Here is an 874-nt window from a genome sequence, read left to right as displayed (position 1 = left end):
ACCAACTGCTGGGAGCGATGGCACTCGTCGCCGCGGAATACCCGTCGGTTCAATTGGGGATTGCCGGCTCGGGACCGGAACGGAATCGGTTAGCGCGACAGGCAGCTGAGTTAGGCATCTCGGAACACGTAACATTTCTTGGCTTCGTCTCAGAAGAGCGGAAGCGGGCACTGCTCCACGAGTCGTCGGTCTTCGTGTTGCCCTCGCGCCAGGAAGGGTTCGGCATCGCCGTGTTGGAGGCGATGGCGACGGGGACTCCAATCGTGGCGAACGATCTGGACATCATTCGACGTCTGGTACCGGAGGGACCGAACCGACTCGCCGATGCCAGCGAACCGGATACGTTCGCGACAGCGATGATGGACGTGCTGAACGAGGAACGAGACGCTGAGCAGGTTTCGACGCCCGAAAATCGGGAGGAGGCCGAACGATACAGCCTCGATCGCGTCGGCGAACAGGCGACATCTGTGTACAATCAAGTGCGTGCGCACACCTGATATGACAGTGACTAATACGATGAGGCAGCGTAGGACGAATCGATTGGGTATCCACTATGACTGATCGCCCGAACACCATTCTCCTCTCGATCGACGCGCTCCGTGCGGATCACCTCGGAGCGCACGGCTACAATCGGGAGACGAGTCCGTTCCTCGACGAACTCGCGGACAGAGAGCTCGAATTCACGACGGCGATCTCCGCGAGTTCACACACCCGAGAGGCCGTCCCGGCGCTGTTGAGCGGGCGCTATCCCGACGTGTTCGCTGCGAACGGGTACAGATACGTGCCGAAGACGGTCGCTGATCGACTCTCGGAAGCAAGGTTCCGAACCGCCGGGTTCCATTCGAATCCCTACGTCTCGCGGGCGTACGGCTAC

The 874-nt window shown here is 60.5% G+C and carries 2 protein-coding genes; both read left to right on the top strand.

Annotated features, from left to right (window positions below; translation table 11 throughout):
* Positions 1-497: glycosyltransferase family 4 protein (locus EXE42_RS16040; RefSeq protein WP_137706964.1), on the top strand; the 497-nt coding region annotated here is incomplete at its 5' end.
* Positions 498-553: 56 nt separating this feature from the next.
* Positions 554-874 (top strand): sulfatase-like hydrolase/transferase (locus EXE42_RS16035; RefSeq protein WP_158293743.1); only part of this gene is annotated, 321 nt, incomplete at its 3' end.

It is taken from the genome of Halorubrum sp. SP3, from assembly GCF_005435195.1.
Classification (GTDB): domain Archaea; phylum Halobacteriota; class Halobacteria; order Halobacteriales; family Haloferacaceae; genus Halorubrum; species Halorubrum sodomense.
Note: the sequence above shows the minus strand (reverse complement) of the source record. Positions and strands in the feature narration are given on the sequence as shown.